This is a genomic window from Nocardioides dubius (assembly GCF_039528155.1).
In the GTDB taxonomy this organism is placed as follows: domain Bacteria; phylum Actinomycetota; class Actinomycetes; order Propionibacteriales; family Nocardioidaceae; genus Nocardioides; species Nocardioides dubius.
On record NZ_BAAALG010000008.1, the window covers coordinates 130,210 to 137,214 of the forward strand.

Here is a 7,005-nt window from a genome sequence, read left to right on the forward strand (position 1 = left end):
CCCGGGGCAGGTGCCCGTCGGTCGAGCCTGTCGCGACGCCCTGCGCTGCGGCCGACGCGTAGGGTCGCCGCATGAGCGGAACTCCCCAACGCGTGTTGATCACCGGTGCCGGGTCGGGTCTGGGGGCGGCGCTCGCCGACGCCTTCGAGACCCGCGGCGACCTGGTCCTGGCCACCGACCGTGACCCTGCCGGGGTCGCCTCCCGGGCGCAGCACCTCGCCCTCGACATCACCTCGGGCGGCGACTGGGCCGCAGCCCGGGCGTGGGTGGAGCAGGAGTGGGGTGGCCTCGACGTCCTGGTCAACAACGCCGGGATCGCCGGCGGTGGGCGGCTCGACGTGGCCGGCGTCGAGGAGTGGCGGCGGATCTTCGAGATCAACCTGTTCGGGATGGTCTCGGGGCTCAGCGAGTTCGTGCCCCTGTTCAAGCAGCAGCGCTCGGGGCGGATCGTCAACGTCGCCTCGCTGGCAGGCTTCGTGCACCCCGCCGGGATGGGCGCCTACAACGCGGTCAAGGCCGCGGTGGTCGCCCTGAGCGAGACCGCGGGCCACGAGCTCGCCGAGTACGGCGTCGCCTGCTCGGTGGTCGCGCCGTCCTACTTCCGGACCAACCTGATGGACGACGTGGCGGGCGCCGACACCGCGCTGACCGAGGTGATGCGCTCCCTGGTGGCCGGCTCGCCGCTCAGCGCCGAGGCGATCGCACGCGAGGTGTTGAGCGCCGTCGAGCGTGGCGACGAGGTGATCGTTCCCGACGATGCTGCCCGCTCGGCGATCGCATTGAAGGCCGGCGACCGGGACCGCTACGACGCGGTGATGCGTCGTCAGGCAGCGAAGTTGAACGCTCGGTAACTTTCCCGAAACGCTCCATGCGCTGTGGCTGATGCCACAGAATGACGACGGCGAACGTGCGTGGCCCCACGCACACAGAGGCAGAGGAACTGATGCCGTCCATGGGTCAGGTGCTGTTGGTCCGCCACGGCCAAGCGTCGTGGGGGACCGATGACTACGACGTGCTCTCTCCCCTGGGATGGGAGCAGGGCCGGATCCTCGGTGCGGCCATGGCGCGCCGTGGCGTGAAGCCGGACCGGGTGGTGATCGGCGGGATGCGTCGGCACCGCGAGACCTGCGAGGCACTGTGCGACGGCGCGGGGTGGGGTGCGATCGCGGCCCGCAGCGACGACGGCTGGGACGAGTTCGACCATCTGGCGATGCTGGACCTGGTGCCGGCGCCGTTCGAGGGCGAGTCGCCCACGCGGGCTGAGTTCCAGGCCTGGTTCGAGATGGCCACCGACCGCTGGATCACCGCGGGTGCCGCGGTCGGCGGTGCTGATGCCGCGGTCGGCGGTGCCGTCGCCGGCCCGGAGTACGTGGAGAGCTTCGCGGCCTTCGGTGAGCGGGTCAACCGCGCGCTGCGCCGGGTCGTGCTCGGCATGGAGCGCACCGACACGGTGCTGGTGATCACCTCGGGCGGCCCGGTGGCCACCGTGGCCGCCTCGCTGCTGGAGCCGGAGGGCGCCCGGCCGAGCCTGTGGTCGCAGCTGAACAAGGTGGTGGTGAACACCTCGGTGACCAAGGTCGTGGTGGGTGGCCGCGGCACCAGCGTGGTCTCCTTCAACGAGCACTCCCACCTCGAGGGCGACGGGCTCACCTACCGCTGATCTCCGGCTCGGATGCATGACGACGGCGGTGCCGGGTACCGCCTGGTCATGGCTACCGATGCGAACCTGAACTACACCGTGCCGGGTCTCGACGAAGGGACCGCCCGCACGATCATCGACATCCTGCAGGGCCGCCTGCACGCCCTCAACGACCTGCAGCTGACGCTCAAGCACGTGCACTGGAACGTGGTCGGACCGCACTTCATCGCGGTCCACGAGATGATCGACCCGCAGGTCGACGAGGTCCGTGCGATGGCGGACGCCACCGCGGAGCGGATCGCCACCCTCGGCGGTGCGCCGTGGGGCACCCCCGGCGCGCTGGTCGAGGCGCGCACCTGGAACGACTACGACATCGGCCGGGCGCCTACCCAGGAGCACCTGGCCGCACTCGACGTCGTCTACCAGGGCATGGTCACCTCGCACCGCGACGGGATCACCGCCCTGGAGGAGCTCGACCCGGTCACCCAGGACATGCTGATCGGCCAGGCCGACAAGCTGGAGCTCTTCCACTGGTTCGTCCGCGCCCACCTGGAGGACCAGGGCGGCCGGCTGCGGACCGGTGAGCTGACCGACAAGCGCAACGACTGACACCCGCACCGCGAACGGGCCACTGGGACGACCCGGTGGCCCGTTCGCCTGCCCGGTGCACTCAGCCCAGGAGCCGCAGCACCGCGAGCTCCGCGGGTCGTGAGATCGCCTCGCCCGCAGCCCGGGCGGCCAGCCGGGCATCCATCGTGCTGCCCTCCTCGTAGAGGTCGACCAGGCGCGGGTCCACGTAGGAGGTGCGGGCCTGTGTCGGCGTGTTGCCCAGCAGGGCGGCGGCATCGTCCATCGCCTGCCGGATGGCACGACGCCGGCGCGCTGCGGCTGTCTGGACGCCGCTCATCGCCAGCGATGAGGCCGCCACCACGCTGGCGTGCCAGGTGCGGAAGTCCTTGGCGCTGACGCCGAGCCCGGTGACCTCGCTGATGTAGGCGTTCACCAGCGTCGAGTTGAGGGCGCGCCAGCGCCGGCCCTCGCGGAACGCCAGCAGCGACGGATCGTCGCTGCGTCGCCGGCGCATCGCGCTGAGCGCCGCCACGGACTCCGGGTCCGAGATCGTCAGGTGATGCTCGACGCCGGACTTCCCCACGAAGTGGAAGGCCAGGGCGTCGCCGCGCTTGCGCACGTGGCGCCGCTCCAGGGTGGTCAGGCCGAAGCTGCCGTGCTCGTCGGCGTAGATGTCGTTGCCGACCCGGAAGCAGCCCAGGTCGAGCAGGCGGAACGCGGCCGCGCAGGCGCGCTCGAGCGGGACGCCGTCGGTGTCGAGATCGGCCGCCACCCGGCTCCGGGTGCGGCCCAGGCGCCTCCCCAGCTCGGTGGAGCGCTCGAACTTCTCGGCGTCGCGCTGCTCGCGCCAGGAAGGGTGGTACAGGTACTGACGACGTCCGGCCTGGTCGGTGCCCACCGCCTGGAGGTGACCGTTCGGTTGCGGGCAGATCCAGACGTCCTCCCAGGCCGGTGGGATGGCCAACTGTTGGATCCGGTCGCGCTCCTCGGCGGGCACCGAGGCGCCGTCGGCGTCGAGGTAGCGGAATCCGCGCCCGCTGCGGCGCCGGGTCCAGCCGGGTTGGTCGGGTGAGGTGTGCCGCAGCCGCGTCATCGGTGGTGTCGCTCGCGGCGTGCGGCGCGGTAGGCCGGGCTGCGCAGCAGCCGGACCCAGCGGTACTGCGTCAACCCGGGCGGCACGTTGCCGATCGGGTCGAACTCCAGGGAGCGCGGAACCTGCTCCTGCAGGTGCAGGCGTCCGCAGACCTGCCACGGCCCGGTGCCGTGGGCGAAGGCCAGCTCGTACTGCAGGGCGACGCCGCCGACGCGCGGGCCGGCGGGCCGCAGCGCGAAGAGCACCGGCTGCTCGGTGCCCCGGTAGGGCAGCAGGGTGGAGAGGGGGTGCTGGTCGGGGTGCAGGGTGGGCGCGAGCAGGAACCGGCCCAGCGGTCCGGTGCCGGTGCTGGCGAAGAGCAGATCGGCCTTGCTCAACGCGACATGCCGACCGCCCGCAGGGCGATCGGCGAGGGGGAGGCGCACGGCGACCCCGGAGATGTCGGGCCAGCCGGGCCGCAGTCCGATGGCGGTGGAGACCCGGACCTCGACCCGGTCGGTGATCACGTCACCGAGCCACGCGACCTCGGGCTCTGCCACGACATTGGGTGCTGCGGCGAGGCGCGCCGTCCAGACCTCGCCGCGGGGATGCAGTGGCTTGGCAGCGCTGCGTGCCTTGGCGACGCCGCTGGTCGCGGTGGACAACAGCCGGCCGCCGAGCCGGGCGGCGCCATCACGCATCGCGGCGCCCGCCCGGCCGACGTCGGCCCGATCGATCACAGGATGTCGTTGACCTTCTTGGTCACCTCGTCCTTGGCCTCCTTGGCCTTGTCCTTGAGGTCCTCGATCTTGCCCTTGATGCCGGCCTCGGCCTGATCGGCCTGACCCTCCGACTTCAGGGACTCGTTGTCCGTGGCTGCGCCGACGGCTTCCTTGCCACGTCCGGTGAGGTCCTGCGCCTTGTTCTGGATCTTGTCATCGAAACCCATGAGAGGCCTCCTTCGTTGGTGGTGGACACCCAGGCGGTACCCAGTCACCGAGCCGGCACACGTGGTCCGGCTACCTCGCCGGCGTCAGCGGCTCGCCGTGCCGGGGCAGGTCGACGACGACCTCGCGCCGCTGCCAGTCGACGTCGGCATGCCGCAGGGCGACGAGCCGCGCGCGGCGGTGCAGCCAGCGCACCAGGGCCGCCACGGCGACGGGGCCGTCCACCTGGGCGCGGTCATAGCCGAGCAGACCGCCGACGTTGTGCCGATCGACCACCAGAGCGGAGACCACCAGGGCTCCCGAGTCGGCCCGCTGGGCGAGGCGGACATCGATCACCCGGCCCGCACGCGAGCCGTCGGGCAGCCGGACCGGGGCGTCCAGCAGGTCGCCGATCCGGTGCCGGCGGATGCCGTCCTCGCGGGAGCGGAGCAGGCCGCGCCGCGGGACGGCGAGCTCGATCTGCGAGGTCACCCGCGCCACCTGGGCGATGTCGACCGCCTCGGGCTCGGTGGGGTGTGCCCGGGCGACCTTGATCGCCGCGTAGTGGCGCAGCAGCCATCCACCGGCCCGGCCGCCGAGACGCGGGATCAGCGCGGCGGGTCCGGTCAGCAGGCCGGTCACCACGAGGTCGTCGTCGACGGGGGTCAACTCGACGTCGTCGGCCTTCCCTACGGCCAGACCGTCGACGTCCACGATCTGCCGGTCCAGCAGGTGCAGCGCGGCGTCGTAGTCGCCGTCCGCCCACTCCATCTCTGCGGTCATTGGCCCATCCCCGTTGCGATCATCAGCGGAATCGCGGCCACCGCCGCCACACAGACCAGGACCAAATAGACCGACCCGAGTGTGTTGGCGAGACGGCCGTTGACGTGCTCTCCCAGGTAGTCGGGGTCGTTGGCGACCACGAGGATCGGGAAGTAGGTCAGCGGCAGGGCGACCGCCGAGAAGACCACCGAGAACTCGGTGACCAGGATCGGGTCGACCCCGGTCATCAGCACCCCGACGCCGATCAGGGTGCACGCCAGCATCGTGACGTGGAAGGCGCCGGCCTTGTCGGGGCGCACGTACTTGCCCCACTGCCAGCCCAGGTACTGGGCCAGGCTGTAGCCGACCGAGAGGCCGGTCTCGCAGGCCGCGCCGAAGGTGGCGGCCACGAAGCCGACGATGGCCAGCGCGATGCCGATCTTGCCGAGCGCCATCGCCACCGGCAGGCCGACCTCGCCGAGGCTGTCGACGGTGATCCCGGCCGGCTGCAGCGCTACCGCAGCGGAGCCTGCGATCGCCAGCGAGAGCAGCCCGCCGAGGGGAAAGCCGATGAAGACGTTGGCCCGCATCACCGCGATGTCCTTGACCTTCCAGCGTTCCTCGACGCCGCCGCTGGAGAAGAAGAACACCTCGTAGGGGGTCATCGCGGCTCCGAAGAGCGCCACTGCGAAGTAGGAGTAGTCGACCCAGGTCTCGGAGCCGGGCTTGTCGGCGGTGGTCATCTGCCGGCCGAGCTCGGACCAGTCGGGCCCGAGCTGCCACAGCGCGACCGCGAAGACGATCAGGACCAGGCCGAGCAGCCCCAACGCGTTCTCCAGGAAGGAGAACCGGGCCCGCCACAGCAGGACGGCGAGCAGCAGGGCGACGAAGGGAATGATCAGCAGGTGGTGCACGGACGTGACCAGGGCGAGCGCCAGCGCGACGCCGCCGATCTCGGCGATGAAGGTCAGCAGCGTCACCGCCATCGAGCCGAAGAGGTTGAGCAGCCCCATCCTGGGGCCGAGGCGCTCGCGGACCAGGTCGAAGGTGGCCCGGTGGCTGACGGCGGCGATCCGCCCGGACATCTCGGCGAAGACGCAGATGCCGAGCACGCCGATGACGACCACGAGACCGAGCGACATGCCGAAGCGTGCGCCGACCTGGGCGTTGGTGACCAGATCGCCGATGTCGACGAATCCGCCGATGGCGGTCAGCACCCCGAGCGCGACGGCGAGATACCGCTTCACGAGAGCTCCTCCGCGGTGCGGTCGAGCAGGCGGATCAGTCCGTCCAGCTCGTCGAGGAGCCAGCCCGGGACCTCCTGGCCAGCGACCACCAGGGTGCGCACCTGGCGCTGGGCGTCGCTCGCCCTGCCGACCAGGGCGAGCAGCCGCTCGGAGCGCACGCGCTCGGCGTCCGGAGGCTGCAGGCTGGACAGGCCGCCCTCGGTCGTGGCCAGCCCCTCCTCCTTGGTCGCGAGCACGGTGATCGCGTAGCGCTCGGGGAGGTGGTCCTTGCGGAGCTCGAGGACGACGGTCCTGGTGGTTGCGAGAGCCGCTGAGGTGTCCTCGACGGTCTGGAGGGCGCTCTCGCGCCAGGATGCCTGATCGGGCTGCCCGACCACCCCGCAGGCAGCGAGGAGGAGCGCAGCCACCGCAAGTGCCACTGTGCGCATGTCGTGCCTGTACCCGTTCGCGGCGATCGTGATCGCCGGTTCGCGAACCGCATCGGGAGCACGCGGATCGGGTACTGCGGTGAGGAGACGGCGCGTGTCACGAACCGCGCCGCCGGAGAGGAGAGTCATGGAGGAGACGCAGCGCTCTGATCGGGGCGCGGACGTTCAGGCAGAGACCGAGACCACTCAGGGCAAGGGCGTCGACGCCGACACGGTGAGCGACCCCAGCCTGGAGGCACCTGACGCCCAGCGTGAGGAGCAGTCCGGTGCCGACTGGAGCTCGGAGGGCGGGGCGACCCGCGAAGGCCCGGCGACCCACTCAGGAGCAGCCCGCGACCAGTGAGGGGTGGGACGGCGGTCG

Annotated in this window: 10 protein-coding genes; 4 read left to right on the forward strand and 6 right to left on the reverse strand. The window is 71.5% G+C overall.

Features of this window, described 5'->3' with window-relative positions; translation table 11 throughout:
- Positions 1-71: 71 nt before the first annotated feature.
- The 3 genes from ABD151_RS10530 (at position 72) to ABD151_RS10540 (ending at position 2,248) form a co-directional block, all read left to right on the forward strand.
- A complete protein-coding gene (locus tag ABD151_RS10530) occupies positions 72-851 on the forward strand; it encodes an SDR family NAD(P)-dependent oxidoreductase (protein ID WP_343994050.1) in 780 nt (259 codons plus the stop codon).
- Positions 852-943: 92 nt separating this feature from the next.
- Positions 944-1,660 (forward strand): histidine phosphatase family protein, encoded by a 717-nt coding sequence (locus tag ABD151_RS10535; protein WP_343994052.1) that lies wholly within the window; start codon positions 944-946, stop codon positions 1,658-1,660.
- 48 nt (positions 1,661-1,708) lie between these two features.
- Positions 1,709-2,248 carry a Dps family protein gene (locus ABD151_RS10540; RefSeq protein WP_343994054.1) on the forward strand — a complete coding sequence of 180 codons (540 nt, stop codon included), beginning with the start codon at positions 1,709-1,711 and terminating at the stop codon, positions 2,246-2,248.
- 61 nt (positions 2,249-2,309) lie between these two features.
- On the opposite strand, the gene ABD151_RS10545 is transcribed toward ABD151_RS10540, so the two are convergent.
- The 6 genes from ABD151_RS10545 to ABD151_RS10570 form a co-directional block, all read right to left on the reverse strand.
- Positions 2,310-3,302 (reverse strand): DNA topoisomerase IB, encoded by a 993-nt coding sequence (locus tag ABD151_RS10545; RefSeq protein ID WP_343994056.1) that lies wholly within the window; start codon positions 3,300-3,302, stop codon positions 2,310-2,312.
- Complete coding sequence (locus tag ABD151_RS10550; RefSeq protein WP_343994058.1) at positions 3,299-4,021, reverse strand: hypothetical protein; 723 nt, start codon at positions 4,019-4,021, stop codon at positions 3,299-3,301. The genes ABD151_RS10545 and ABD151_RS10550 overlap by 4 nt, the downstream gene beginning before the upstream one ends.
- Entirely contained in the window at positions 4,018-4,230 is a 213-nt protein-coding gene (locus ABD151_RS10555; protein WP_343994060.1) for a CsbD family protein, read from the reverse strand. Before ABD151_RS10555 ends, ABD151_RS10550 begins: the two co-directional genes overlap by 4 nt.
- A gap of 70 nt (positions 4,231-4,300) precedes the next feature.
- On the reverse strand, positions 4,301-4,990 hold the full coding sequence (locus tag ABD151_RS10560; protein WP_343994062.1) for a hypothetical protein: 690 nt from the start codon (positions 4,988-4,990) through the stop codon (positions 4,301-4,303).
- Positions 4,987-6,216, reverse strand: coding sequence for an NRAMP family divalent metal transporter (locus tag ABD151_RS10565; protein WP_343994064.1), 1,230 nt, complete (start codon positions 6,214-6,216; stop codon positions 4,987-4,989). Before ABD151_RS10565 ends, ABD151_RS10560 begins: the two co-directional genes overlap by 4 nt.
- Entirely contained in the window at positions 6,213-6,644 is a 432-nt protein-coding gene (locus tag ABD151_RS10570) for a hypothetical protein (RefSeq protein ID WP_343994066.1), read from the reverse strand. The genes ABD151_RS10565 and ABD151_RS10570 overlap by 4 nt, the downstream gene beginning before the upstream one ends.
- Before the next feature lie 127 nt (positions 6,645-6,771).
- On the opposite strand from ABD151_RS10570, the gene ABD151_RS10575 reads away from it, so the two are divergent.
- The gene (locus ABD151_RS10575; protein ID WP_343994068.1) at positions 6,772-6,987 is read left to right on the forward strand and encodes a hypothetical protein; all 216 of its coding nucleotides are present in this window, start codon (positions 6,772-6,774) and stop codon (positions 6,985-6,987) included.
- Positions 6,988-7,005: the final 18 nt, after the last annotated feature.